This is a genomic window from Arthrobacter sp. P4_F10 (genome assembly GCF_056401435.1).
The window spans coordinates 176,213-198,874 of record NZ_JBFUJJ010000005.1; the positions used below are offsets into that span (position 1 = coordinate 176,213).

The following is a 22,662-nucleotide window of genomic DNA, read 5'->3' on the forward strand; positions in this document are numbered from 1 at the left end:
GCGGAGCTGGGGCGGATTCCTGCGGAAACCGTTGCGCGCCCCGGCGGATTACGGCCGGAGTGACCGCTGTGGTTGAGTGGTTGCATGCCATTTCGCTGGTCCGGCCCGGACCTCCAGACCCTGTCCGCGGCAGCGATGTGCGCGCTGCTGCTCACGAGCGCCGCCAAGCACTTCCGCGAACCCGAATTTTTCCACCCGGTGGTTCCCGACATCCTGTGCCGGGACGACTCCGGTGAGCAGCCGAACGGCCCCCTGGCCGTCCTGTCCCGGGAGGAATGGGTGGCGGCGAGCGGGCTGCTGGAAGCCGCTGTCGCCGTCGGGCTCCTGATCCCGGCCACCCGGAGGGCCGCCGCCGGCGCCGTCACGGCACTGTTCACCGCGTTTCTTTCCGGCCACGTGGACGCCCTGCGCCGGGCCTACGGGGCAGACGGCACGCCGCGCGCGCGACGCGTGCATACCTTGCGGCTCCCGCTCCAGGCGCCCCTCATCGCGTGGGCCTGGACTCTGACGCGGCGGAACCCGCGCCCGTGAAAATCCTGCAGTCGCCGGCAGTGCGGATCGGCTTGTCGATCAGCATTGCCACCGGTCTCTACGGCGTCTCCTTCGGCGCACTGTCCGTCACCTCGGGCCTGGATTTCTGGCAGACCATGGCCCTGAGCCTGCTGCTGTTCAGCGGCGGATCCCAGTTCGCCTTCATCGGCGTGGTGGCCGGCGGCGGGTCCGGAATCGCCGCGATGGGCGCCGCGACGCTGCTGGGCATGCGCAACGGCATCTACGGCATGCAGATCAACGCCCTGTTGCAGCCGCGCGGGTGGCGCAAGTTTGCCGCCGCCCAGCTGACCATCGACGAGTCGACCGCCACCAGCACGGGGCAGACGGACCCGGACGAGCAGAAGCGCGGCTTCTGGACAGCCGGAATCGGTGTCTTCGTCCTCTGGAACCTGTTCACGGCCCTCGGCGCACTGGCCGGCGGGGCACTCGGGGATCCCAAACAGTGGGGGCTCGACGGCGCCGCCGTGGCGGCCTTCCTGGGCCTGCTCTGGCCCCGCCTGAAAGGCAGGGAGCCTGTCGCCATCGCGGTTGTCTGTGCGCTGGCCACCGTGCTGGCCGTGCCGTTCGTGCCCCCGGGAGTGCCGATCCTCGTCGCCGCCGTCGTCGCGGCCGGAATCGGCTGGTTCAGCCACGGCCGCAGCGACGAGGGCCTGGAACCGGACGTCGATCCCTACGCGGAGAACCACGTGCACCACCACCACGACCCCGCCGGCGACCACCGCGATCGCACTGGAGACGACGCATGAACCTTTGGATGTGGCTGCTGCTCTCCTGCCTGCTCGCCTACACCTGGAAGCTGCTGGGCTACCTGGTGCCAGCCAGCCTGCTCCGCAACCCGCGGATGTCCAGGATTGCCGGCACCATGACGATCGGGCTGCTGGCGTCCCTGACGGTGGTCAATGCCGTCGCCTCGGGCCAGTCGCTTGTCCTGGACGCGCGGCTGGGTGCATTGGCGGCGGCGGGCATCGCTTTGTGGTTGCGGGCGCCGTTCCTGGTGGTGGTGATCGCCGGCGCGGCGGCGGCCGCCGGGCTCCGGCTGCTGGGCTGGGATTGACCCGCCCAGGGGACCCCTAGCGGTGCTGCTCGGCGATCCGATTGCGGTACGGCCGGAATGGTCTTTAGTCCCTACTTGGCGCGGGGATCGCGTGGGAGCATTCGAACATGAGCGAACACGACGGCGAGCAGGCGGCTGCCGACCAGCCGGCTGCGGAGCATGAAGCTGCGGAGCATGAAGCTGCGGAGCAGGAGGTCGCGGAGCCACGCAAGGATCAGAGGTCCAAGCAGCACGAGCCGTTCGTTTCTGGAGGGGCTGAGTCCACCAGGGAAATGCGCGAAATGTCCCGCCGTCGCCGGGAAGCCGAAGAGAAGCTGCAGCACCACCTTCTCGAAGCCAAGGAAAAGCCAGCCGAGGACGCTTAGACTGGCGTCCCGAGCCCGGCGAGCCGCAGCATGACGGCCAGGCCCTCCGGGGTTCCAGGCCAGTGGCGCCGGACGGCGTCGCCCCCCGCGCGGGCTACCACCGAGCGCAGCACCAGAGCCACTATCACGACGTCGTCCGCGTAGCCGATCACCGGTATGAAGTCCGGTACGAGGTCGATCGGGGAGGCCAGGTAGACGAGCAGGAGCGCCAGCCGGACCCGGACCCCCACCGCCACCGAACGGTCGGCCAGCAAGCGCCGGATGAGCCGAAGAAGGTCCGGCAGCAGCCGCAAAGCATCCTTCATGGTGACGGTCTCGGGGTGCCGGCGGGCATAGCCCCACAGCAGCAACAGCAGGACCGCATAGACCACCAGTACACCGCCGACTACCCCGGCAAGGGTTTCCCATCCCATGGGCTAGATCCTATCCACTCTGCCAAGAACGGCGGCCCTAGCCGAGAACGGAGTCGAACGCGGTGCCCGGCAGCGGGGCCTGCGGTGGCAATGCCCGGTCCGGCCGCTCCGTCCGGATGGCGTCCTCGACCAGCGCCACGGGGCGCCGCCAGGCGTCGGAGCCCGGCTCCATCGTGTCGACGGCGCCGATCAGCATGGCCAGCAGGCGGATCATGTCTGTCATGGAAATATCGTTGCGCAGGGTGCCCTGGCCCTGGCCACGGCCCAGCAGCACGGCGATGGATTCAACCAGGCCGCCGGTGATCCCCGCCAGCAGGCCGCGCCGGCCGGCAACAGCTCCCAGGAGGTTGGCCTCTTCGCTGGCAACACGCATCGTGGCATCGATGACCCGAAAGAGTCCGGCTGCGGCGTCCGGATCGGCCAGCGCCTCATCAATGGCCGGATCCACCTGAAGCCGGAGCTGCCTGTTCAGGGCAGCGAGCACCAGTTCTTCCTTGTCGGCGAAGTTCCGGAAGAGGGTGGCCGGACCCACCCCGGCGGTGACGGCAATGGTCTGCAACGGCACCTCGGGGCCGTGTTCGCGGAAGCACTGCCGGGCCGCGGCGATAATTTTGTCCACGTTGCGCGCGGCATCTGCGCGGAGCGGCCTGCGATCTACTGCCCGGTTCATTTGCCTAGGTTAGCAACGCGACGGGTGCGCGAACCTGTTACCGGCGGGTAGTGATTTATGTGACGGTTTCGACGGTTCGCCCGGGCGCTGTCGGGGCGGAATCCCGTGAAAGACTAGTGTCGGACAGCCCTGGAATTTTCGCCCCGCTGTCCGAACTGAGTGAAGGGAACCACCACATGCTGGTCGCATTCTCCGTAGCACCCTCCGGTGACCCCGCCAACGGACAGGCGCCCGGCGACGCGTCGGTCCATGACGCCGTCGCGGCCGCGGTGCGGATCGTCCGCGAGTCGGGTCTGCCCAACCGGACGAGTTCCATGTTCACCGAGATCGAGGGCGAGTGGGATGAGGTCATGGACGTGGTCAAGCGGGCCACAGACGCGGTCGGCGCCTATGGTTCCCGCGTCTCGCTGGTCCTCAAGGCGGACATCCGGCCCGGCTACAGCGGCGAGCTGACCGGCAAGGTGGAGCGGCTCGAAAACGCCATCGACGGGCAGGGCCCCGGCGGCACCGGGCCGCAAATTCCAACCACGCCGGAAACCTAGCGCCGGTCCGCACGCCGGAATCCGGCCCAAAACCGGACGGAAACCGCGCCCGGAGACTACCGCCGGGCGCGGGCGGCTGGAACACTGGGGACATGATCGAGCATCAGTCCACCCCCGGCTGGGTCGCCGTGGAGAACTTCCTCTCCGACGCGGTGGTCCGCCCGGATAGTTCGCTCAAGCGCGCCGTGACCAGCGCCCTCGAGGCCGGCATGCCGCCAATCGAAGTGGCCCCCAACGCCGGCAAACTCCTGAAATTGCTGGTCCAGCTCTCCGGTGCCAGCCGCGTCCTGGAGATCGGCACGCTGGCCGGTTTCAGCACCATCTGGATGGCCCAGGGGCTGCCGGACGACGGCCGTCTGGTCACCTGCGAGTACCTCCCCCTGCACGCCCGCGTTGCGCGCGCGAACGTTGACGACGCCGGCCTGGGCCACAAGGTGGACATCCGGGTCGGCGCGGCACTGGACACCCTGCAGGAGCTGGAAAGCGAGGCGGGACCGCCCTTCGATTTCGTGTTCATCGATGCCGACAAGGAAAACAGCCCCCACTACCTGGACTGGGCCATCCGGCTTGGCCGGCCCGGCACCACCATCGTGGTGGACAACGTCGTGTGGGAAGGCGCCGTGCTGGACGCGTCGATGGACCCGGTGAACGCCCCCGGAATCATCAGCACGCTCCAGATGCTGGGCGATGACCCGCGGTTGGACGGCACCGTCATGCAGACCGTGGGTTCGAAAGGCTGGGACGGCTTCGCCCTCGCGATCGTCCGCTAGGTGCAGGAGGTTGTCCGCCAGGGCGCACGAGCGCCGGTGGCATCGCATGCGTGGGGCCGGCCGGCCAGCAACAAGTGCTAAGTATGCTTAGATTGCTTGTCGACGGCGCCAGCGATGGCGGCGCGGCCGCGGACGCGCAGGACTCCAGCCACGTAGCCAGCCCACACGCCTTCCGCACAGCCCGAATCCGCCCAGTCCGAAGGAACACAGGCAGTCGCAATGAACGGGATCCCCACCGCCCACTACCCCCTACCTGTCAGGATCAGCTCCGCGGCCGCCGCCCTGGACGCGCTCAGCCCCCTGCTGTCCGAGGCACACGCCGCCGTCGGCGATGTCCCGGCGCTGCTGGACCTGGCCAAGGCGGCAGCGGCGACGGCGCCGAAGCCCGGGGACGGCCGGACCGCGTTCCTGTGGGAGATTCTGGCCTCCGTGACCGCCGTCGACGTCGCTGCCGGACGCGTGCTGGAACCGCAACTGGACGCCGTGGCGATCCTCGCCCAGGCCGCAGGCAAGGCGGCACAGGACGGCGGCGACTTCCCGAATCCCGACGGCGCCGAGTTCGAGGGGACCTGGGGGGTGTTCGCCGCCGAGGCGCCCGCCCTGCGGCTTGAGGCCAAGGAATCCGCCGGCGGGTGGATCCTCCAAGGGTCCAAGCCCTGGTGCTCGCTCGCCGCGCAGCTGGACCATGCCGTGCTGACGGCCCATCTGGAGAACGGGGACCGGGCGGCCTTCGCCGTCGACCTCCACGCGCACGGCGTGAGCTTCGCGAATCCGGAGTGGACCAGCCGGGGCTTGCGCGAGATTCCCAGCGGCACCGTCCACTTCGAGGCCGTCCCCGCCGTGCCCCTCGGCGGCGCCGGCTGGTATTACCGGCGCCCGGGCTTCGCCTGGGGCGGCATGGGCGTGGCCGCCTGCTGGCTGGGCGGCGCCGTCGCGGTGGCGCGCAGCTTCACCGCCTCCTTGCAGCAAGCAGCCGACGGCGGACGGGAGCCGGACCAGATAGCCCTGGCCCATCTCGGCGAGATTGACCGGACGCTTGCCGCCCTGACCGCCTACTTGGCCGGAACGGCCGCGAGGATCGACGCCGGGGAGCTCTCGGACCGCGGCGCGTGGAAGGAAGCCCTGCGCGTGCGGGGAAGCGTGGCCGCCGCCGTCGAACGCGTCCAGACGCTCGTGAGCCAAAATCTGGGGCCGGCCCCGCTCGCCTTCGACGAGCGCTACGGAAAACGGATGGCCGATCTCGCCCTGTACATCCGCCAGCACCACGCCATGCGCGACGACGCGCAACTGGGCACCCTGACGCTGACAGGAAGCAACCCATGGTGAATTTCACCCACAACGATGCCGGGACCAGCGAGGCCGCGTGGGCCGGCAGCCGTGCCGCCGGGCTGCCGGAACTGCCGCTGGATGACGCTGCACTCGCCGGCCGGGCCTTCATTGTCCTGGCCGCGCACCCGGACGACGAATCGCTCGGGGCCGGCGGGTTGCTGGCCCGGCTGCACGCCGTCGGCGCCACGGTCCGCGTGCTGCTGTGCACGGCAGGGGAAGGATCGCATCCCGGCTCGCCAACGACGACGCCGGAACAGCTCGCCGCGGTCCGGCTGCAGGAGTTCGGTGACGCCCTGGAACGCCTTTCCGGGGGCGGCGGTGGGGACCGGAACTGGCAGTGCCTTGGCCTGCCCGACGGACAACTCGCCGGGCACCGGGAGCAGATCCGGGCCGCGGTCCGCGAGGCGTCGGCCGCGTGCGGGCGCACCGCCGACAAGACAGTTCTCGTGGCGCCGTACCGCTCCGACGCTCACTCCGACCACGACGTCCTCGGATCCGTTGCCGCAGAGCTCAGCGCCGCGGCGGGCTACGCTTTGCTCGAATACCCTATCTGGTACTGGCTGTGGGCGGCACCAGATGGACCGGAAGACCCGGCCGGCGGGGCATGGCGGGGCTGGTTCCGGCTGCCGCTGCGCCCGGCAGAGCTGCAGGCCAAGGCTGCCGCCATGGCGGCGCATACGTCCCAGGTGCAGCCGCTCTCCGGGCTGCCGGGCGACGAGGTGCTCCTGCCTCCGGACTTCCTGGCGCACTTTGAGCGGACCTGGGAGACATTTGCCTGGCATCCGGCGGACGGCCCGGCCGAAGGCGGATCCGGCGCTGAGGCGAAAGCCCCGGCCGAGGGCGGATCCGCACGCCCCTACGCCGCGGGGGACGCGGAGCGGCTCTTCGATGCGGTCCACGCCAGGGACGAGGATCCCTGGCAGTACACCTCGAGCTGGTACGAGCAGCGAAAGCGTTCCCTCACGCTGGCCGCGCTGCCGGGCGACAGCTACACGGCCGGGCTGGAGATCGGCTGCTCGATCGGGACCCTGAGCGCGGAGCTCGCGCCGCGGTGCGGAAGCTTCCTCGCCGTTGACGCCAGCGGCACCGCCCTGGACCGCGCCGCCCGGCGGCTCGCCCACCTGCCCGCGGCAACGACGCGGCACCTGACAGTCCCGCACGAGTGGCCGGACGGATCATTCGATCTGATCGTGGTCTCAGAGGTGGGTTACTACCTCTCGCCGGCAGAGCTCGCCGGACTGTTCGACCGGATTGAGGGCTCTCTCATGCCTGGCGGGACCCTCGCGCTGTGCCACTGGCGGCACCCCGTTTCCGGCTGGGAACTCGACGGCGACTCGGTCCACGCAGCGGCCCGGCGGCACCTGGGCTGTACCGGCGGCGGGATCTACAAGGAACGCGACTTCGTCCTCGAAGTGTTCCTCGCACCGGACACCGCACCGGACACCGCACCGGACACCGCGACTCACACCGAGCCGGGCACCGCCCCGGACACCGCGCCTCACACTGAGCCGGACCGCGCCCCCGAACGGACGGGGTGACCCGGATGGCGGCGTTGCCGTTGCCGCGCGGGCACCGCATCGACCGGGTCGCCGTCGTCATGCCCGCGCACGACGAAGAAGACCACCTTGGGCAGGCACTGCAGGCCGTTCAGCGGTCCGCGGACGCCCTGCAGAAGGTCCGGCCCGACGTCGACACCCGCGTGACCGTGGTGCTGGATAGCTGTACGGATGGCTCCGCCGCCATCACCGCTGCCTACGCTGCCACGGACCCGCGTATCAGCGCGCTGGAGGTCAGCTACCGCAGCGCCGGCGCCAGCCGGTCCGCGGGCGTCCGGGCCTCCGGCATCGGCGTGCCACGGCGGCGGCCGCCCGGCGAGCGTTGGACGCCGCCGCCCTGGGCAGGCCGGACCTGGCTGGCCAACACCGACGCCGATTCCCGGGTGCCGGAGAACTGGCTGGTGCGCCAGCTAGAGTTCGCCGAAGCCGGGGCCGATGCTGTGCTTGGATCCGTGGAACCGGACCCCGCCGGGATGGACCCTGAGCTGCTCCGGCGCTGGCGCGAACGTCACCCCTTCCACGAGGACCATCCCCACATCTACGGCGCGAATTTCGGGGTCCGGGCCTCGGCCTACCTAACCGCCGGCGGGTTCGCGCGGGTCACGTCCGAAGAAGACCGGACCCTGGTGCACAGCCTCCGCAGCCGCGCCTTTACGGTCACGGCGACGGACAGCACCCGGGTCCTGACCTCCGGCCGGACCCACGCCCGGGCACCGCACGGCTTTGGCACGTACCTGCGGAGCCTGGGCCAGTTGCTGCCTCCGCCTGCCGGCTGAGGATTTCGTTGACGCCGGGACCGCACCGCCCCACACTGAAGGAGTGACTGACGATGCGAAAGAACCCAGCATTGATCAGGTTGTCGACCGCCTAGCCGCCCGGTTTCCGCACGTTCCGCGGATGCACATCGCCGGGATTGTAGGCGAGGAATTCGACGCCCTGAACGAAGGCCGGATCAGGACATACATACCCACGCTGGTTGAGCGCGGCGCCCGCGTGCGGCTGAAGAGCCAGTTCGGGATCAGCGCCGCCAACGACTAGCTCCAGTGTCCCGGTAGCCGCGAGTTCGCCGGATACCGGCCACATCGCCGTAACGTCCCGGCGAACCCGCAGCTTTCCGGCGATTTCGACGGCGGCCGGGGCCGAGGGCGCGCAGGGCGTTCAGGATCGTGGCGAGATCCACCAGTTCCTGGGTCAGTGCGCCGGCGATGGCCGGCACGTACCCCGCGGCGGCGGCCAGCATGAGGACCACGCTCAGCCCGATGCCGATCCAGATGCTCTGCAGGGCCACCTGCACGGTGCGCCGTCCGATCCGGACGGCCGACGCCACCTTGGAGAGGTCGTCGAGGATGATCACGACGTCGGCGGATTCGCCGGCCGCCGTCGAGCCGCGGGCGCCCATGGCGATTCCGACGTCGGCGACCGCCAGGACCGGGGCATCGTTGACGCCGTCGCCGACCATCATGACCGGACGGTCCGGCAGCGATTTGACGGCCTCGACCTTGTCCGGCGGGAGGCACTCGGCGCGGATGTCTGAGAGCCCGGCCTCCTCCGCGATGTGCCGGGCCGTGGCGAGCGCGTCGCCGGTCAGCATGACCGTCCGGCCCACGCCCAGCGCCTTGAGCTCGCCGAGGGTGCGGCGGGCCTCTTTGCGGATGGGATCGCTCATCACGAGCGAGCCCACGAATTCGCCGCCGGCACCGACGTAAATGGCGAGCTCGCCGCTGGTGAGCTTCGCCTCCGTCACGCCGGATGCCCACTCCGCCACGAACGCCGGCTTGCCCACCACGACGTCCCGGCCGTTGAACCGGGCCCGCACCCCGTGGGTGGCGACTTCCGTGGCCTCGGTGGCGGACGAGAAGGCCATCCCGCGGTTCCTGGCCGCGTCCATCACCGATGCGGCCAGGACGTGCGAAGAATACTGTTCAGCGGACGCCGCCAACTGGAGGACCTCGTCGGCCGTGCGGCTCCCGGCGGTCCGGATGCCGACCAGGGCCGGGCGGCCGTACGTGAGGGTTCCAGTCTTGTCGAAGGCGGCCGTCTTGATCCGGCTTAGCTGTTCGAGCACTCCGGCGTACTTGACGATGATGCCGGAGCGCGCGGCGCGGCTCATCCCGCCGAGGAACGCCACCGGCGCGGCGATCAGCAGGGGGCACGGGGTGGCCACAACGAGGACCTCGGCGAATCGTTCCGGGCTGCCGCTGACGATCCAGCCCACGGCGCCGAGAACGTACGCGAGGGCGGTGAACGGAACGGCATAGCGGTCGGCCAGCCGGACCATGGGAGCCTTGCTATCCGCCGCCTCCTTAACGAGGGCGACGATCCTGCTGTATTGCGAATCCTCCACGCGTGCCGTGACGCGCATTCGGACCGCGACCTCACCGTTCAACGACCCGCTCATGAGGCCGTCCCCGGCGGACCGTTCCACCGGCAGGCTTTCCCCTGTGAGTGAGGATTCATCGAACGACCCGGAATCGGAGAGCAGGACGCCGTCCAGCGGGACCACCTCGCCGGGCCTGACCAGCAGGATGTCCCCGATCTCGACGTCGGTGGCGGCGACGTCCTCGTTCTGGCCGTCTGTGGGGGTTCCGGCGGCGGCGCTGCCGTTGCGCTCCCGGTGTGCCGTCTGCGGGACGCGTTCGAGCAACGCGGTGAGTTCGCCCCTGGCCCGCCCGGCGGCGTAGTCTTCGAGGGCCGTACCGCCGGCGAGCATGAGGACGATAATCATCGAGGCGATGTACTCACCTACCAGCACCGTGCTGACGATTGCGGTCACGGCCAGGATGTCGATGCCCCACTGCCCACCTGCCAGCCGGCGCGCCATCCCGACGGCGAGGTAGGCCGCCACGGTCAGGGCATAGGCGCTCGCGGCGACCCGGGCTATGCCTTCGTGGCCAGCGGCCAACATGGCCACCACCGCCAGCAGCGCAAGGAATGTCCCCGTGACGAGCGGATACCGCAGCACGAATTTCACGAAAGTTCTGCCTTCGACGGCCTGTCCTTCACTACTGAATCCTACTTCGACGCTCTTTGCGCCCGCGTCGCCGCGAGTTCGCCGGATACCTGCCAGATCGCCGCAACGTCCCTGTGTGTCAGGCGAGCCCGCACCGTTCCGGCGATTTCGACGGCGGCGGGCGCGGGACCACCCGGGCTAGGTCGGCTCCATGTGCAGCACGGCCGCCCCCGTGATCCGGTCCTCCGCGAGGTCCCGCAGGGCCTGGTCCGCGGCCTCGAACGGGTAGGCCACGGTGGTGGGACGGAGCGGGATCTCGGCGGCGATCCGGAAGAACTCCTCGCCGTCGGCCCTGGTGTTGGCCGTGACGCTGCGCAGCTGGCGCTCCTGGAAGAGCTCGTCGGTGTAGTGCAGGGGCGGGATGTCGCTCAGGTGGATGCCCGCGACGGCGAGCGTCCCGCCGCGGTCCAGGGCGCGCAGCGCAATCGGCACGAGCCCGCCTGCGGGGGCAAAGAGGATCGCGGCATCCAGCGGATCCGGCGGCTGCTCCTCGGCCCCGCCGGCGAACGTGGCGCCCAGATCCAGGGCCAGCTTGCGCGCCTCCGCGGACCGGGTCATGACGTAGACGCGGGCACCCCGGTACAGGGCAATCTGTGCTGCCAGATGCGCGGATCCGCCGAAGCCATAGATGCCCAGCCGGCCGCCGATCGGCAGCTCCGCCCGGCTCAGGGCACGGTAGCCGATGATGCCTGCGCACAGGAGGGGCGCGGCCTCCTCGTCGCTGAACGTCTCCGGGATCCGGTAGGCGAAGTTCTCGGCCACCGTGATGAGCTCGGCGTAGCCGCCGTCGCGGTCCCAGCCGGTAAAGGTGGGGGAAAGGCAGAGGTTTTCCTGGCCGCGCACGCAGAACCGGCAGGCGCCGCAGGTGCCGCCCAGCCAGGGAACGCCCACCCGTTCGCCGAGGCCGAACCTGGCCGCCCCCGGTCCCTGTCCGATCACCTCACCCACCACCTCGTGTCCCGGGATGGTCCCGGGGTGCCGCGGCCGGAGGTCGCCCTCGGCCAGGTGTAAGTCCGTGCGGCACACACCGCAGACGCGCACTTTCAGCAGGACCTCTCCGCGTCCCGGCACAGGATCCGGGCAGTCGGCGGCGACGAGGGGACCGCTGGACATGGGCCCCGGAAGTCCAACTCGCCAGGCTCGCACCGCGGCCTCCTTCTCTGCAGCATCCCCAGGTCCGAATTGGTTACATTTGCGGCGGCTAGCGGGTGACCAGCACGTTGCAGTGCGCCTTGTGCAGCACGGCGGAGACCGTGTTCCCCGGTCCTGCCGAGGGGTTGTGGGTCCCGAGCACCAGGACGTCGGCGTCGTCCGCGGCGTCGAGCAGCTCCCTGGCACCATGGCCCTCGCGCAGGGCCCCGGAAACCTCCAGGCCGGATGCCAGCCCGCGGGCCTCAGCGACGGCCCGGTCCAGCAGCTCCTGGCCGTGGAGCCGGGCATGGCGGCCGTGCTCCTCCCGTGCCCCGGCCCGGAGCGGATCCACGTGGACGAGCTGCAGCGGGGCGCCGAGGACTTCGGCCAGCGCGATGGCCTCGGCCACGGTGGCTGGGCTGCGGGGCGAGGCGTCAACTCCCACGACGACCGGGTGATGCGGGCGGCGCGGGCGCCGGATCACCATCACCGGGCAGGGTGCCGATCCGGCCAGATCGATGCAGACCGAGCCGGCCACCTGGCCCAGGACGGCGCCAAGGCCACGGCTGCCCACCACCAGCAGCCGTGCGTCCCGGGCAGCGTCGCGCAGCACCGGTGCCGGGAGCCCGGCCTCCATGACGCCGTCGACGGCGGGGGCCGCGTGTTCCGTCGCATTTTCGGGAACGGCACGATCGGGAACGGCACCCTCGACGCCGGGCGGCGCGGCTCCGGCCGCTTCGAGGGCGGTGGCGCGGGCCAGTTCGATGCCCTCGGCGAGGATGGCTTCCGCGGAGTGCCGCAGCCCGCTGCCGGCCACGCCTTTGACAGGGCCCAGGTTCTTGGTGAAGACCGGCCACACCCAGGCATGGACCACCCGGAGGTTCAGGCCGGCGGCGGCCGCGTAGCCGGCGGCCCAGCGAACGGCGAGTTGGGCGGCCTCGGACCCGCCGTAGCCGACCGCCACGATGCCGCCCTGCTGCCCTGCGGGTGCCGACATTTTTCCTCCCGGCTCGGCGGACGCACCCCCTCGCCCGGCAGTATGTGCAGCCCCAGTAGAACCCTGCGATCCGGGAATGGGTAGGGGCTTTGGTCCCGCGGACGGCCAGCGGACGGCCAGCGTCCGGCCGCGCGGGGCCACTCCAGCCGGGGATCGGGGTCCGGGGCACCCCTGCCGGTGAACCACTGCCGGTGAACTAGGGTTGAAACATGCACAATGCGGGGGATAGCTGATGGCCAAGCGGGGCAGGGGGCGAAGCACCGGAACCGCGGAACCCGGAGTGGTGGAAGTGCCCAAAGGTTCCCGGCCGGCCGGTCCTGTGGCCGGGGTGTACTACATCGACACGGGGGACTGCGAGCTGATCCCGGACCAGGACAATTCCACCGGCTGGCTCCTGCGCATCAACGGGGTCATGAGCTCGCACATTGATCTCGCAGACCCGTTGTTCCTGGACTTTGAATACATGCGCTGGATCGCCGCCCTTGTCGAGTCGCGCTGGCCGCGCGATTCGAAGCCAAAGCTCCGCGCCCTGCACCTCGGCGGGGGAGCATGCTCACTGGCCCGCTACTTCCACGCCGCCTATCCGGACGCCCGCCAGGTGGTGGTGGAGCTGGACGGCAAGCTCGCCGACTACGTCCGTGGCTGGTTTGACCTGCCCAAGGCCCCGCTGCTGCGCCTGCGCGTGGGAGAAGCCCGGGAAGTCACCGAGAGCCTGACCCCGCAGACCCGGGACCTGATCATCCGCGACGTCTTCGCAGGCTCGCTGACCCCGCGGCCGCTGACAACCCGGGAATTCACCGAGCACGCCAAGCGCGTCTTGGCACCCGGCGGGATCTACGTGGTGAACTCCGGCGACGCCCCTGACCTCAGGAATGCCCGCGAAGACGCCGCCACCATCGCCGACGCCTTTGCCCACACCGTGATCATCGCGGATCCGGCCATGCTCAAGGGCCGGCGTTACGGCAACATGATCATGGCCGGCAGCGACAGCCCGTTCGACGACGATCCCGGCCTCGCGCGGCGCCTGCTCGGCGGAGCGGTGCCGGCCCACATCTGGAACGACGGGAAGGTGCGGGCGTTCGCGGCAGGCGCCGCCGTCCGCCACGACCCGGCACGTTCAACCCCGGCTGAACCGCCTGCTGAGACCCTTGCTGAGCCGCCGACTGCTCCGTAACGCCCTTTTTGCGGCACCATAACGGCGCCTACGGAGCAATCGATGTGGTGGCTCCCCGCCCCAGCAGGGCATCGCGGTGCGCCGCGGTCTGTTCCCGCAGTGCCTGCACGAGGGCTGCCACTGCCGGCCGGCGCATCGAATCGGGCCGGAGCACCATCCAGTAGGGGAGCAGCTCCGCGAATTCCTCGGGCAGGAGCCGGACGAGGTCCGGATGCAGGTCGGCCGCGAAGCAGGGCAGGAACCCGATCCCGGCGCCGGCGCGGGTGGCCTCCACGTGGACAAAGACGTTGGTGGAGCTCAGCCCGTCCCGCATTGTGGGCACCAGCCGACGCGGGGCGTCCAGATCGTCCACCTGCAGCATCGAATCCACGAAATAGACCAGCGAGTGGGCCGTCAGTTCCTCCACGTTGGCCGGGGTGCCGTACTCGGCCAGATAGCCGCGGGAGGCGTACATTCCCAGCATGTACTCGCCGAGCTGCGCGGCCTCTGCCCGGTGCACCTGCGGCTCGCCGACCACCACTTCGATGTCCAGGCCGGAACGCTGCTGGAGCGCCCGGCGCGTCACGGTGATGATCTCCACGCTGAGGCCGGGATGGTCGCGGCGGAGCCGGGCCACGGCCGGGGCGGCGATGTAGGCGCTGAAGCCGTCCGTCGCGGTCATCCGGACGACGCCGGTGATGGGGTCCGGGGTGTGCCCGGGCTGCTCCAGGGTGCGCACGGCACTCTCGACCTGCTCGGCCACCCGCACGGCCTCGGCACCGAGCTCGGTGAGCTCCCAGCCGCCGGACGCGCGCGAGAGCACGCGGCCGCCCAGCGCCTTCTCCAGCGCAGCGATCCGCCGGGAGACGGTGGTGTGGTTCAGTCCGAGAGTCTGGGCCGCCGTCGTAAATTTCGCCGAACGGGACACCGCGAGCAGGACCAACAGGTCATCGGGATTGGCGTTCATATCTGCAATTCTGCACATGCCGGGTGCCAGTTTGGCCATTGAATCGCCGTAAATGTGCGGCAATACTCAATGGAGCCATTTCAGTGCTGTGCGTCACAGCGCGTGTCACCGATGACACTAAGGAGAACCAGATGAGCGTAAACGAACGCTCTGCAACAACCCCCGCAGCACCCGCATCCAAGGGTTCCGGGCTCAAGAAAATCGTCGCAGCTTCGATGGTGGGAACCGTCGTCGAGTGGTACGAATTCTTCCTCTATGCCACCGCCGCCACCCTGGTGTTCGGCAAGTACTTCTTCCCCGCCACCGGCAACGAGCTGGACGGCATCATCCAGGCGTTCCTGACCTACGCCGTCGGTTTCGTGGCCCGCCCGCTGGGCGGCATTGTCTTCGGCCAGATCGGCGACAAGCTCGGCCGCAAGCCCACCCTGCAGCTGACCATCATCATCATCGGTGTCTCCACCTTCCTGATGGGCTGCCTCCCGGGCTTCGCCTCCATCGGCTACCTGGCCCCGGCGCTGCTGGTCTTCCTGCGCTTCATCCAGGGCTTCGCCCTCGGCGGCGAATGGGGCGGCGCTGTTCTGCTCGTCGCCGAGCACAGCCCCAACAAGTCCCGCGGCTTCTGGTCCAGCTGGCCCCAGGCCGCCGTTCCCGTGGGCAACCTGCTGGCCACCCTGGTCCTGTTCATCATGTCCAACGTGCTCAGCGCCGCCGACTTCCTCAGCTGGGGCTGGCGTGTGGCGTTCTGGCTCTCCGCCGTGATCGTGTTCGTCGGTTACTACATCCGCACCCACGTCTCCGAATCGCCCATCTTCCTCGAGGCCAAGGCCCAGCTGGAGGAAGAGCAGTCTGTCAGCTACGGCGTCCGTGAAGTCATCCGCAAATACCCCAAGGGCATCCTGCAGGCCATGGGCCTCCGGTTCGCGGAAAACATCATGTACTACCTCGTGGTCAGCTTCGCGATCGTCTACCTGAAGTCCGTGCACAAGTACGACACCTCCTCGCTGCTGCTGGCCCTGCTGATCGCCCACGTCATCCACTTCCTGGTCATCCCGCAGGTCGGGCGCCTCGTGGACAGCTGGGGCCGGAAGCCGGTCTACCTTGTCGGGGCCATCGCCGGCGCCACCTGGCCGTTCTTCGCCTTCCCGATGTTCGATACCCGCAATCCGGTGATCATCGTCCTGGCCGTCACGATCGGCCTGTGCCTGCACGCCTTCATGTATGCCGGCCAGCCGGCCCTGATGTCGGAGCTTTTCCCGACCAGGATGCGCTATGCCGGGGTCTCCCTGGGCTCGCAGGTCACCTCGATCTTCGCCGGTTCGCTGGCGCCGCTCCTGGCCACCCAGTGGCTCAAGGACACCGGCTCGTGGCTGCCCACCGCGATCTACCTGGTGGTCGCCTGCGCCATCACCACCGTGGCAGTGCTTAGCCTGAAGGAAACCAAGGGCATCGCACTGGAGGACGTGGACCGGGCCGACGCCGAACGCGAAGGCCTGCCCGTAGCAGCCATGCGCTGAGCTGCTTGCGTTACTGGGCCGCTTGCGTTACTGGGCTGCTTGAGTAACTGGGCCGCTTGAGTTTGGGCCGGCTCCAGCCACGCTGGAGCCGGCCGCCTCATCGAATCTTTAGATATGGAAGGCTGAGTTATGGAAAACACGCTGAACGGACGCAAGGCCCTGGTCACCGGCGGCGCCGGCGGGATCGGCGCAGCCAGCGTCCGCGCCCTGGCGGCACGCGGGGCCAAAGTGGTGATCGCGGACGTGGACGAGTCCGCCGCCGCAGCACTCGCCGACGAGGTCGGCGGCACTGTGTGGGCCGTCAACCTACTTGACGTTGAATCCCTCCAGACGCTCAGCCTGGACTGCGACATCCTGGTGAACAACGCCGGAATCCAGCGCATCAGCCCCATCGAGGAGTTCGATCCGGCCGACTTCCGCCGCATCATCACCCTCATGCTCGAGGCGCCGTTCCTGCTGATCCGGGCCGCGCTGCCGCACATGTACGCCAACAACTTCGGCCGGATCATCAACCTGTCCTCCGTGCACGGGCTGCGGGCCTCGCCGTTCAAGAGCGCCTATGTTTCGGCCAAGCACGGACTGGAAGGCCTGAGTAAGGTGACGGCACTCGAAGGCGGGGCGCACGGAGTCACGTCCAACTGCATCAACCCCGGCTACGTCCGGACACCCCTGGTGGAGTCGCAGATCGCGGACCAGGCCAAGGTGCACGGCATTCCGGAGTCCGAGGTCCTCGCAAAGATCATGCTGACCGAATCGGCGGTCAAGCGGCTGGTGGAACCCGAGGAAGTGGCGTCCCTCGTGGCGTGGCTGGCATCGGACGACGCCGGCATGGTCACCGGCGCCAGCTACACGATGGACGGCGGCTGGTCCGCGCGGTAGCCGGTCGCCGGCACGGCTGGGTTGCGGCTCGCTTGCCGGCCGGGTTGCCCGGCTAATTGCCCGGCTGGAACTCCGCAGAGTTGCCCACGAGCGCGAGCGTGCCGCCCAGGCCGATCATCATCACGCCGCCGGTGGTGCTGAGCGCGGCGATCCGCCGGGGCGAGCGGGCAAACCAGTGCCGGGCCGTTCCCGCCGCGAGGGACCACGTGCTGTCTGAGACCAGGGCAATCAGCAAGAAGATGGCCCCCAGGGTTCCGAGCTGCACCGGAATCGCGCCGGCGGAGTAGTCCACGAACTGCGGAAGCACGGCCACGAAGAACACAATCGACTTGGGGTTGGTCGCACCCACGATGAAGCCCTCCCGGAGCACGCGGGCGGTCGAGGACGGGTTCGAGGACGATGCCGTCGCCGGTCCGCCGCCCCGGTGCCGGATCGCCTGGATCCCGAGGTAGACAAGATAGGCGGCGCCCGCGAATTTCACCACGCTGAACAGCAGCACGGACTGGGCCAGCACCACGCCGACGCCCAGGGCCACGGCGGCGATCTGCACCACCTCGCCGGCAGCGTTCCCCAGGACGCTCAACAGCCCGCCCCTGCGTCCCAGGGCCAGGGTCCGTCCGATCACGAACAGCACGCTGGGCCCCGGGACGGCGATGAGCACGAGGGAGGCGAGGGCAAAGGCGAGGACGTTGGGCACGGGGACCATGCCTGATCTTAACCCCGCGGGGCCACTCCCGGGAGCGGCCCCTGAGGGGGAGGCGCCGTTTACCGCCCGGCGGGAACCTGCGGGAGCTGGGCCGTTTCATCCACGAGTTCCGCCCGCGCCCGGCCGTGGCCGCGGACCCAGAGCCGGTAGGCGAGTACCAGGACGCCGAGCCAGACGGCGCCCACGTACAGCGCCACGCGCGTGTCCTCGAAGACGCCCAGAATCACGATCACGAGGGCCATGAACGCGATGGTCAGCACGGAGGCGGCGGGCCACCACGGTGAGGGGAACTCCGACGCCGGCAGGGACTTGCGGGCGATCTCGCGTTTCATGGCGACATGGGAGGCCAGGATCATGGCCCAGACCCACACGGTGGCGAAGGTGGCGATCGAGGCGATCAGCAGGAAGACGTCCTCCGGGATCACGGCGTTCAGGACCACTCCCACCAGCAGGATGCCGGTCATCATCACCACGGTCATCCACGGCACCCCGTGACGGGAGACCTTGCCGAAGCTCGCCGGGGCGTGGCCCTGCCGGGCAAGGCCGAAGAGGATCCGGCCGGCGCCGAAGATGTCGCTGTTGACTGCCGAGAGCGCCGCCGTGATCACGACGGCGTTGAGGATGTGGGGCGCTGCCGGGATGCCCAGACCGCTGAAGATCTGCACGAAGGGGCTGCCGTTGCTGCCAATTTCATCCCACGGGAACAGGCTCATCAGCACGCCGAGGGTCAGCACATAGAACAGCAGGACCCGGACGGGAACGGTGTTGACTGCCTTGGGGATGACCTTTTTCGGGTCGGCGGCTTCACCGGCGGTGATGCCGAGGGTTTCTATGCCGCCGAACGCGAACATCACGACGGCGAAGGAGGCCAGGAGCCCTTCGAACCCGTTGGGGAACACGCCCCCGTGGTCCACGAGGTTGCCAAGCCCGGGCGCCACGGTGGCGCCGCCGGCCTGGAAACCGAAGACGATGATCGCCGCCCCACCCGCGATCATGGCGATGATGGCCGCAACCTTGATCAGGGAGAACCAGAATTCCAGCTCACCGAACACCTTGACGCTGAGCAGGTTCAGGGCCGCCAGGAAGAAGATGATGGCCAGGATCCAGACCCAGCGCTCCACGTCGGGGAACCAGAATCCCATGTAGATGCTGAAGGCCGTGACATCCGCGATGGCCACGATCGCCATCTCGAAGACATAGGTCCAGCCGGTCACGAACCCGGCCAGCGGCCCCAGGTAACGGCTCGCGTACTGGCCGAAGGACCCGGATACCGGGTGCCGCACCGCCATTTCGCCCAGGGCCCGCATCACCATGAAGACTGCGGCGCCGCCGATCATGTAGGCAAGCAAGACGGCGGGCCCGGCCTTCTGGATGGCGGAGGCGGAGCCGTAGAAAAGCCCCGTGCCGATCGCCGATCCCAGCGCCATGAAGCGGATGTGGCGGACGTTGAGTCCCCGGCTGAGTACGGAGTCAACGGCTGCGCCGACGGTGGTGACGGCGCTGCCGGTGCCTGCTTCGTCAGGTGCCGGCTTCGTGGCGGTTTGGGCTTGTTGCATGCGAATACCTTCTCGTCATTGGGAGGGGGATCGCTATCCAGCAGACCATGTCCGGCCTTGCTGTGATGAGTCTCACGGGTACTTCGTGTCTTTGATTTCAGACTGTGCGGCGTCCCCGCCGCCGGGATTCCCCACCTTTGGCGGGGCCTTGCGGCGTGTGGTCCCGCGATGGCGGCGCGTGCCGGCGTCGTGGTGGCAAAGGTGGGGAAACTCCGCGCGGGGACCAAGCGCGGTCGGATCGCGGGCGGCACGGTCGCCGCCGCCGTCGGACCCAAACCTAAAGCGAGTCGAAAACTCTTGACACCATGTCAGGTTTTCTTTACTTTTGGGATGTCAGGTTTGTTTTACATCGATTTGGTTGCGCGGGAGCGGCAGATGTCATTTGAAGAGAAGAGCGCCTGGATCATGGGGGTGCTTGCGGCCGCAACCTACACCGCGTACCTCGCCGTCGTTTTTGGTCTGGCCGGCACTATGCCGCTCACAGAAGTGCCGTACGTGGCGCCGCTGCTGTGGACGGTCGGCGCTTCGATCGGCCTCTCGATCGTGCTCCACCTGGTGATCCGGGCCCTGTCCGCCAAGGACGCCGGCATGAAAGACCAGCGGGACAAGGAGATCTACCGCTTCGGCGAGTACATCGGCCAGTCCTTCCTCGTCGTCGGGGCCGTGACGGCGCTCCTCCTGGCCATGGCCGAGCTCGACCACTTCTGGATCGCCAACGTCATCTACCTGGCCTTCGTCCTTTCGGCAATCCTGGGATCCGTGGCCAAGGTGGTCGCCTACCGCAAGGGCTTCCAGCCGTGGTGAAGCCGACCCGGGTCACCAACTCCATCCGGCGCCTGCGCTTCGAAAGCGGCGAGCTGACCCAGGCGGAGCTCGCCGAACGTATCGGTGTGACCCGCCAGACGGTCATCGCGATTGAACAAGGCCGCTACTCGCCGTCGCTTGAACTGGCGTTCCAGATCGCCCACGTTCTCAAAGTTCCGCTCGATGACGTCTTCCAATACCCCGACTTTGAAGGAGAAACACCATGAAAGCGATCGTTCAGGATGTTTACGGTTCCGTTGAAGTGCTGGAACTGCGCGAGACCGAAGCCCCCGTGCCCGGCGATGACGACGTGCTGATCCGGGTACGGGCCGCCGGCGTCGACCAGGGCGTCTGGCACCTCATGACGGGGCTTCCGTACCTGACCCGTGCGGTCGGCTACGGGCTGAGGAAACCGAAGACCCGCATCCGGGGCCGGGCCGTGGCGGGCCAGGTGGAGGCTGTCGGCCGGAACGTCGTCGGCTTTCGCGCGGGGGATGAGGTGTACGGCACCTGCGAGGGATCCTTCGCCGAATACGCGTGCGCAAAGGAAGCCCGGCTCGCGCTGAAGCCCAAGAACCTCAGCTTCGAGCAGGCCGCCGCCGTCCCGATCTCCGCCGTCACGGCCCTCCAGGCGCTCCGGGACGCCGGCAGGGTCCAGGCCGGGCAGGAGGTCCTCGTCATCGGCGCGGCCGGCGGTGTCGGCGCGTATGCGGTGCAGCTCGCCAAGGCGTTCGGGGCGCAGGTGACGGGGGTGTGCAGTACTGCGAAAACCGATCTGGTCCGCTCGATCGGCGCGGACCATGTCATCGACTACAAACATGACGACTTCGCGGACGGGGCCAGGCAGTTCGACCTCATTGTCGACACCGCCGGCAACCGCCCGGTCGCCGTCCTCCGGCGGGCGCTCAAGCCGAAGGGAACGCTCGCGATCGTCGGCGGGGAAGGCGGAGGGCGGCTGGCCGGAGGCATTGGACGCTCGCTCGGCGCGGCTCTGCTCTCCGTGTTTGTCGGCCAGCGGCTCACGGGCGTCATGTCCGCAGAGCGCGCGGAGGACCTCCGGTTCCTGACCGGGCTCATCGAGGCGGGCGCGGTGACCCCGGTTATCGGCAAGTGCTATGCCCTGGCGGACGCTCCGGCGGCAATCCGGGACCTGCGCGATGGCCACCTCCGCGGCAAGGCCGTCGTCACTGTTTGACCTGGCCTACTGAGCCGGCCTACGGCGTGTCCGCGTGAAAGCGGGCGACGTACCGCCGCTGCCCCGGAGTCTCCACCGTCCGACGCCGGTACTTGCGCCTGACGTAGGACACCGCCTGGGCGGGCGGGACTCCGTCCAGGATGGCGATGCAGGCCAGTGCGGTTCCGGTCCTGCCGATGCCGCGCCAGCAGGCCACTTCAACCCGCTCGGCCGCCGCCCGGCGCCAGGCCTCGCGGAATGCGTCGAAGGCGTCATGCTCGTCGGCCGGCAGCCGCAGGTCGGGCCACAGCAACCATCTGGACTCCCACTCCACCCGGGGCGGCTGTTTGCCCAGCAGGTAGAGGCCGAAATCAGGCAGCGGGCCCTCGGGCAGCGCGTAGTGCAGTCCCCGGCCGCGGACGCTTCGGCCGGACGGAAGAACCAGGACGCCGTCCTGGGATGGTTCCCACGTCTGCTTCATGTTCCAGATCGTAGTCCTTCCGCCGGGGTGGGGCCTTGTCCGCCCGCGCTGTGCCCGGGCTGGCTGCCGCCGGCGCACGAGGGTGTGGGCCAGGACTCAGCGGTCAGCGGTAGCCGGCGGCATCGGCGTCGAGTCCCGCTTCCTGGACTTCGACGAGGTATCTCCAGCAGTCCGGCTGCGAGCCGTCGGTGTCGGTGAAACCGTACTCGCGCGCCAGCGCTCCGGAGGAATATGAGCCGCCCGTGCGGCTGAGCACGTTGGGGTCCGCCGCCAGGGCCGCGACCGCGCGCCCGACGAACAGCGGGCTTTCCGAGATCGCGGCAAAATGCGGTTGCGTGCTGGCGGCTTCCCGCCAGTTCGCCTCGGTGACGCCGAAGTGTTCGAGCATCATCTCGGAGCGCATCCAGCCGGGCGTCAGTGCCAGCGCCGTGCACCCGGACAACTTCAGCTCCTCGGCCTGGCTGAACGCCAGGCGGAGCACCGCGGTCTTGACGAGATCGTAAAACACCGACACCCGGTAGTGCCGCGCGTTGTACTCGCCGGTGCCGTCGGTCATCTCCACCACCAGGCCGCCGGGGCGGCGGGCGAGCAGCGGGAGCGCGAAGTGGCTGGTGATGAGGTGGGTGTCGAGGCCAAGGTGGAGCATCTGCAGCCCGGCGTCCAGATTGTGCGCCCAGAGCGGCGTGTTCCATTCAATGAAGTCCTCGCCACCCCAGATGTCGTTGACCAGGATATCCAGCCGGCCTTGTTCCTCGTCGATCCTTTGGACCAGGGCTTCGACCTCGGACGGTACGAGATGGTCGACCGCGACGGCGATCCCGGTGCCGCCCGCGGCGCTGACGAGGCCGGCCGTCTCATCGATCGTCTCGGGCCGGTTGTAGTCGGAGCGGTGGCTGGAGGTCGTGCGGCCGGTGCAGTACACCACCGCTTCCGCCTCGCCGAGGGCGACGGCGGTGCCGCGGCCCGCGCCGCGCGTGGCCCCTGCTACCAAGGCGACCTTGCCCGACAACGCTGCAACCATGCCTTCGCTACCTTCCTC

General features: G+C 69.1%; 26 protein-coding genes. 16 read left to right on the plus strand and 10 right to left on the minus strand.

Annotated elements, in window-relative coordinates:
- Positions 1–84: 84 nt before the first annotated feature.
- From AC1DR1_RS08060 to AC1DR1_RS08075, 4 genes are all read left to right on the plus strand, one after another.
- Positions 85–531, plus strand: a complete 447-nt coding sequence (locus tag AC1DR1_RS08060; RefSeq protein WP_229993977.1) for a DoxX family protein — start codon at positions 85–87, stop codon at positions 529–531.
- Positions 528–1,298 (plus strand): AzlC family ABC transporter permease, encoded by a 771-nt coding sequence (locus AC1DR1_RS08065; RefSeq protein WP_229993976.1) that lies wholly within the window; start codon positions 528–530, stop codon positions 1,296–1,298. The genes AC1DR1_RS08060 and AC1DR1_RS08065 overlap by 4 nt, the downstream gene beginning before the upstream one ends.
- A complete protein-coding gene (locus AC1DR1_RS08070) occupies positions 1,295–1,606 on the plus strand; it encodes an AzlD domain-containing protein (RefSeq protein ID WP_229993975.1) in 312 nt (103 codons plus the stop codon). The genes AC1DR1_RS08065 and AC1DR1_RS08070 overlap by 4 nt, the downstream gene beginning before the upstream one ends.
- 107 nt (positions 1,607–1,713) lie before the next feature.
- On the plus strand, positions 1,714–1,971 hold the full coding sequence (locus tag AC1DR1_RS08075; RefSeq protein ID WP_229993974.1) for a hypothetical protein: 258 nt from the start codon (positions 1,714–1,716) through the stop codon (positions 1,969–1,971).
- Here AC1DR1_RS08075 and AC1DR1_RS08080 read toward each other — a convergent pair.
- Both AC1DR1_RS08080 and AC1DR1_RS08085 read right to left on the minus strand, forming a co-directional pair.
- On the minus strand, positions 1,968–2,384 hold the full coding sequence (locus AC1DR1_RS08080) for a YkvA family protein (protein WP_229993973.1): 417 nt from the start codon (positions 2,382–2,384) through the stop codon (positions 1,968–1,970). The two genes, AC1DR1_RS08075 and AC1DR1_RS08080, sit on opposite strands and share 4 nt — an antisense overlap.
- A 37-nt stretch (positions 2,385–2,421) precedes the next feature.
- A complete protein-coding gene (locus tag AC1DR1_RS08085) occupies positions 2,422–3,054 on the minus strand; it encodes a TetR/AcrR family transcriptional regulator (RefSeq protein ID WP_229993972.1) in 633 nt (210 codons plus the stop codon).
- Positions 3,055–3,230: 176 nt separating this feature from the next.
- On the opposite strand from AC1DR1_RS08085, the gene AC1DR1_RS08090 reads away from it, so the two are divergent.
- The 6 genes from AC1DR1_RS08090 (at position 3,231) to AC1DR1_RS08115 (ending at position 8,289) form a co-directional block, all read left to right on the plus strand.
- Positions 3,231–3,596 (plus strand): thiamine-binding protein, encoded by a 366-nt coding sequence (locus tag AC1DR1_RS08090; protein ID WP_229993971.1) that lies wholly within the window; start codon positions 3,231–3,233, stop codon positions 3,594–3,596.
- 92 nt (positions 3,597–3,688) lie between these two features.
- The gene (locus AC1DR1_RS08095; RefSeq protein ID WP_229993970.1) at positions 3,689–4,366 is read left to right on the plus strand and encodes an O-methyltransferase; all 678 of its coding nucleotides are present in this window, start codon (positions 3,689–3,691) and stop codon (positions 4,364–4,366) included.
- A gap of 219 nt (positions 4,367–4,585) precedes the next feature.
- Positions 4,586–5,692: an acyl-CoA dehydrogenase family protein gene (locus tag AC1DR1_RS08100; RefSeq protein WP_229993969.1), complete on the plus strand. Its 1,107-nt coding sequence runs from the start codon at positions 4,586–4,588 to the stop codon at positions 5,690–5,692.
- Positions 5,686–7,233, plus strand: a complete 1,548-nt coding sequence (locus AC1DR1_RS08105; RefSeq protein ID WP_476992424.1) for a PIG-L family deacetylase — start codon at positions 5,686–5,688, stop codon at positions 7,231–7,233. The genes AC1DR1_RS08100 and AC1DR1_RS08105 overlap by 7 nt, the downstream gene beginning before the upstream one ends.
- 5 nt (positions 7,234–7,238) lie before the next feature.
- Positions 7,239–8,027 (plus strand): glycosyltransferase family 2 protein, encoded by a 789-nt coding sequence (locus AC1DR1_RS08110; RefSeq protein ID WP_476992425.1) that lies wholly within the window; start codon positions 7,239–7,241, stop codon positions 8,025–8,027.
- Positions 8,028–8,070: 43 nt separating this feature from the next.
- A complete protein-coding gene (locus AC1DR1_RS08115; RefSeq protein WP_229993966.1) occupies positions 8,071–8,289 on the plus strand; it encodes a three-helix bundle dimerization domain-containing protein in 219 nt (72 codons plus the stop codon).
- Here the strand turns inward: AC1DR1_RS08115 and AC1DR1_RS08120 are convergent.
- The 3 genes from AC1DR1_RS08120 to AC1DR1_RS08130 form a co-directional block, all read right to left on the minus strand.
- Positions 8,270–10,222, minus strand: coding sequence for a heavy metal translocating P-type ATPase (locus AC1DR1_RS08120; protein WP_229993965.1), 1,953 nt, complete (start codon positions 10,220–10,222; stop codon positions 8,270–8,272). The two genes, AC1DR1_RS08115 and AC1DR1_RS08120, sit on opposite strands and share 20 nt — an antisense overlap.
- A gap of 177 nt (positions 10,223–10,399) precedes the next feature.
- Positions 10,400–11,407 carry a zinc-dependent alcohol dehydrogenase family protein gene (locus AC1DR1_RS08125; RefSeq protein WP_290369362.1) on the minus strand — a complete coding sequence of 336 codons (1,008 nt, stop codon included), beginning with the start codon at positions 11,405–11,407 and terminating at the stop codon, positions 10,400–10,402.
- Positions 11,408–11,462: 55 nt separating this feature from the next.
- Entirely contained in the window at positions 11,463–12,389 is a 927-nt protein-coding gene (locus AC1DR1_RS08130; RefSeq protein ID WP_229993963.1) for a universal stress protein, read from the minus strand.
- A 232-nt stretch (positions 12,390–12,621) separates the two neighbouring features.
- Here AC1DR1_RS08130 and AC1DR1_RS08135 point away from each other — a divergent pair, with 232 nt between their 5' ends.
- The gene (locus AC1DR1_RS08135) at positions 12,622–13,563 is read left to right on the plus strand and encodes a spermidine synthase (protein ID WP_229993962.1); all 942 of its coding nucleotides are present in this window, start codon (positions 12,622–12,624) and stop codon (positions 13,561–13,563) included.
- Positions 13,564–13,591: 28 nt separating this feature from the next.
- On the opposite strand, the gene AC1DR1_RS08140 is transcribed toward AC1DR1_RS08135, so the two are convergent.
- On the minus strand, positions 13,592–14,509 hold the full coding sequence (locus tag AC1DR1_RS08140) for a LysR family transcriptional regulator (RefSeq protein WP_229993961.1): 918 nt from the start codon (positions 14,507–14,509) through the stop codon (positions 13,592–13,594).
- Positions 14,510–14,640: 131 nt separating this feature from the next.
- On the opposite strand from AC1DR1_RS08140, the gene AC1DR1_RS08145 reads away from it, so the two are divergent.
- Together AC1DR1_RS08145 and AC1DR1_RS08150 are read left to right on the plus strand one after the other, a co-directional pair.
- Positions 14,641–16,023 carry an MFS transporter gene (locus AC1DR1_RS08145; protein ID WP_364746950.1) on the plus strand — a complete coding sequence of 461 codons (1,383 nt, stop codon included), beginning with the start codon at positions 14,641–14,643 and terminating at the stop codon, positions 16,021–16,023.
- Between the two features lie 129 nt (positions 16,024–16,152).
- The gene (locus AC1DR1_RS08150; RefSeq protein ID WP_229993959.1) at positions 16,153–16,902 is read left to right on the plus strand and encodes a 3-hydroxybutyrate dehydrogenase; all 750 of its coding nucleotides are present in this window, start codon (positions 16,153–16,155) and stop codon (positions 16,900–16,902) included.
- Between the two features lie 52 nt (positions 16,903–16,954).
- On the opposite strand, the gene AC1DR1_RS08155 is transcribed toward AC1DR1_RS08150, so the two are convergent.
- Both AC1DR1_RS08155 and AC1DR1_RS08160 read right to left on the minus strand, forming a co-directional pair.
- Positions 16,955–17,608 carry a LysE family translocator gene (locus tag AC1DR1_RS08155; RefSeq protein ID WP_229993958.1) on the minus strand — a complete coding sequence of 218 codons (654 nt, stop codon included), beginning with the start codon at positions 17,606–17,608 and terminating at the stop codon, positions 16,955–16,957.
- Positions 17,609–17,667: 59 nt separating this feature from the next.
- Positions 17,668–19,164 carry an amino acid permease gene (locus tag AC1DR1_RS08160; RefSeq protein ID WP_229993957.1) on the minus strand — a complete coding sequence of 499 codons (1,497 nt, stop codon included), beginning with the start codon at positions 19,162–19,164 and terminating at the stop codon, positions 17,668–17,670.
- A 375-nt stretch (positions 19,165–19,539) separates the two neighbouring features.
- On the opposite strand from AC1DR1_RS08160, the gene AC1DR1_RS08165 reads away from it, so the two are divergent.
- The 3 genes from AC1DR1_RS08165 to AC1DR1_RS08175 are packed head-to-tail and all read left to right on the plus strand — an operon-like array spanning position 19,540 to position 21,163.
- On the plus strand, positions 19,540–19,968 hold the full coding sequence (locus AC1DR1_RS08165; protein WP_476992426.1) for a hypothetical protein: 429 nt from the start codon (positions 19,540–19,542) through the stop codon (positions 19,966–19,968).
- Positions 19,962–20,195: a helix-turn-helix transcriptional regulator gene (locus tag AC1DR1_RS08170; protein WP_090579051.1), complete on the plus strand. Its 234-nt coding sequence runs from the start codon at positions 19,962–19,964 to the stop codon at positions 20,193–20,195. The genes AC1DR1_RS08165 and AC1DR1_RS08170 overlap by 7 nt, the downstream gene beginning before the upstream one ends.
- Positions 20,192–21,163, plus strand: a complete 972-nt coding sequence (locus AC1DR1_RS08175; protein WP_229993955.1) for an NAD(P)-dependent alcohol dehydrogenase — start codon at positions 20,192–20,194, stop codon at positions 21,161–21,163. The genes AC1DR1_RS08170 and AC1DR1_RS08175 overlap by 4 nt, the downstream gene beginning before the upstream one ends.
- Positions 21,164–21,182: 19 nt before the next feature.
- Here the strand turns inward: AC1DR1_RS08175 and AC1DR1_RS08180 are convergent, their stop codons facing one another.
- Both AC1DR1_RS08180 and AC1DR1_RS08185 read right to left on the minus strand, forming a co-directional pair.
- Positions 21,183–21,623 carry a protein-tyrosine phosphatase family protein gene (locus AC1DR1_RS08180; RefSeq protein ID WP_229993954.1) on the minus strand — a complete coding sequence of 147 codons (441 nt, stop codon included), beginning with the start codon at positions 21,621–21,623 and terminating at the stop codon, positions 21,183–21,185.
- A 103-nt stretch (positions 21,624–21,726) separates the two neighbouring features.
- The gene (locus tag AC1DR1_RS08185; protein WP_229993953.1) at positions 21,727–22,644 is read right to left on the minus strand and encodes an SDR family oxidoreductase; all 918 of its coding nucleotides are present in this window, start codon (positions 22,642–22,644) and stop codon (positions 21,727–21,729) included.
- Between the last annotated feature and the right edge of the window lie 18 nt (positions 22,645–22,662).

Excerpts from the sequence above, each read along its gene's own strand:
- AC1DR1_RS08070 (WP_229993975.1), top strand. The coding sequence starts at position 1,295 with ATGAACCTTTGGATGTGGCTGCTGCTCTCCTGCCTGCTCGCCTACACC.
- AC1DR1_RS08160 (WP_229993957.1), bottom strand. The coding sequence starts at position 19,164 with ATGCAACAAGCCCAAACCGCCACGAAGCCGGCACCTGACGAAGCAGGC.
- AC1DR1_RS08080 (WP_229993973.1), bottom strand. The coding sequence starts at position 2,384 with ATGGGATGGGAAACCCTTGCCGGGGTAGTCGGCGGTGTACTGGTGGTC.
- AC1DR1_RS08095 (WP_229993970.1), top strand. The coding sequence starts at position 3,689 with ATGATCGAGCATCAGTCCACCCCCGGCTGGGTCGCCGTGGAGAACTTC.
- AC1DR1_RS08075 (WP_229993974.1), top strand. The coding sequence starts at position 1,714 with ATGAGCGAACACGACGGCGAGCAGGCGGCTGCCGACCAGCCGGCTGCG.
- AC1DR1_RS08150 (WP_229993959.1), top strand. The coding sequence starts at position 16,153 with ATGGAAAACACGCTGAACGGACGCAAGGCCCTGGTCACCGGCGGCGCC.
- AC1DR1_RS08085 (WP_229993972.1), bottom strand. The coding sequence starts at position 3,054 with ATGAACCGGGCAGTAGATCGCAGGCCGCTCCGCGCAGATGCCGCGCGC.
- AC1DR1_RS08140 (WP_229993961.1), bottom strand. The coding sequence starts at position 14,509 with ATGAACGCCAATCCCGATGACCTGTTGGTCCTGCTCGCGGTGTCCCGT.
- AC1DR1_RS08090 (WP_229993971.1), top strand. The coding sequence starts at position 3,231 with ATGCTGGTCGCATTCTCCGTAGCACCCTCCGGTGACCCCGCCAACGGA.
- AC1DR1_RS08060 (WP_229993977.1), top strand. The coding sequence starts at position 85 with ATGCCATTTCGCTGGTCCGGCCCGGACCTCCAGACCCTGTCCGCGGCA.
- AC1DR1_RS08185 (WP_229993953.1), bottom strand. The coding sequence starts at position 22,644 with ATGGTTGCAGCGTTGTCGGGCAAGGTCGCCTTGGTAGCAGGGGCCACG.
- AC1DR1_RS08135 (WP_229993962.1), top strand. The coding sequence starts at position 12,622 with ATGGCCAAGCGGGGCAGGGGGCGAAGCACCGGAACCGCGGAACCCGGA.
- AC1DR1_RS08175 (WP_229993955.1), top strand. The coding sequence starts at position 20,192 with ATGAAAGCGATCGTTCAGGATGTTTACGGTTCCGTTGAAGTGCTGGAA.
- AC1DR1_RS08105 (WP_476992424.1), top strand. The coding sequence starts at position 5,686 with ATGGTGAATTTCACCCACAACGATGCCGGGACCAGCGAGGCCGCGTGG.
- AC1DR1_RS08100 (WP_229993969.1), top strand. The coding sequence starts at position 4,586 with ATGAACGGGATCCCCACCGCCCACTACCCCCTACCTGTCAGGATCAGC.
- AC1DR1_RS08130 (WP_229993963.1), bottom strand. The coding sequence starts at position 12,389 with ATGTCGGCACCCGCAGGGCAGCAGGGCGGCATCGTGGCGGTCGGCTAC.
- AC1DR1_RS08145 (WP_364746950.1), top strand. The coding sequence starts at position 14,641 with ATGAGCGTAAACGAACGCTCTGCAACAACCCCCGCAGCACCCGCATCC.
- AC1DR1_RS08110 (WP_476992425.1), top strand. The coding sequence starts at position 7,239 with ATGGCGGCGTTGCCGTTGCCGCGCGGGCACCGCATCGACCGGGTCGCC.
- AC1DR1_RS08180 (WP_229993954.1), bottom strand. The coding sequence starts at position 21,623 with ATGAAGCAGACGTGGGAACCATCCCAGGACGGCGTCCTGGTTCTTCCG.
- AC1DR1_RS08165 (WP_476992426.1), top strand. The coding sequence starts at position 19,540 with ATGTCATTTGAAGAGAAGAGCGCCTGGATCATGGGGGTGCTTGCGGCC.
- AC1DR1_RS08155 (WP_229993958.1), bottom strand. The coding sequence starts at position 17,608 with ATGGTCCCCGTGCCCAACGTCCTCGCCTTTGCCCTCGCCTCCCTCGTG.